The organism is Acinetobacter sp. Lyrl_1, from assembly GCF_051948795.1.
GTDB lineage: Bacteria > Pseudomonadota > Gammaproteobacteria > Pseudomonadales > Moraxellaceae > Acinetobacter > Acinetobacter towneri.
This window is the reverse complement of the sequence record NZ_JAYJLK010000114.1, coordinates 1-499: the sequence shown is the minus strand read 5'-3', so window position 1 is coordinate 499 and position 499 is coordinate 1. Positions and strand designations below refer to the sequence as shown.

Below are 499 nucleotides of genomic sequence, written 5' to 3'. Positions count from 1 at the left end.
GTAAGCGTCCGCTGAACACACCTTCTGAATTCATCCTATAAGCCTTAATTTAGTCCCCACTTAGAAACAAGTGGGGACTTAAATTTATGACTACAAATAATCAGACATCCATCGCATCTCTTGCGAAAAAACGAAGAACATATAGTGCTGAATTTAAACAGCAGATCGTTCAGGCTTGTAAAGCACTGGACGTTTCAATTGCTTCAGTCGCTTTGCAACATGGATTGAATACAAATCTTGTATCCAAATGGATTCGCTTAATTGATGCTAAGCCAGGGAGTGATCGCTCACCACTACCGAATAAACCTGCATTTATTGCCTTATCTTGCTCTGCACCATTAGATCCTACTCCTACTGACATGTTAAAAGTTCAAATTACTTTACCCCACTCAAAAGCAGAAATTGGCTTGAAATGGCAAGTATCAGAAATACCTGCCTTGGCAGAATTACTCAAGGTGCTGGCAACATGATCCGTATCGATGAAATCTGGCTTTCTACC

The 499-nt window shown here is 40.5% G+C and carries 1 protein-coding gene; it reads left to right on the top strand.

The window, feature by feature from the left end; all coding sequences use genetic code 11:
* The first annotated feature begins 86 nt into the window (after nt 1-86).
* Nucleotides 87-470, top strand: a complete 384-nt coding sequence (locus tag VF675_RS13790; protein WP_440205397.1) for a transposase — start codon at nt 87-89, stop codon at nt 468-470.
* Nucleotides 471-499: the final 29 nt, after the last annotated feature.

Bases quoted from the DNA above. Each gene is read 5' to 3' on its own strand.
- VF675_RS13790 (WP_440205397.1), top strand. From the start codon at position 87: ATGACTACAAATAATCAGACATCCATCGCATCTCTTGCGAAAAAACGA.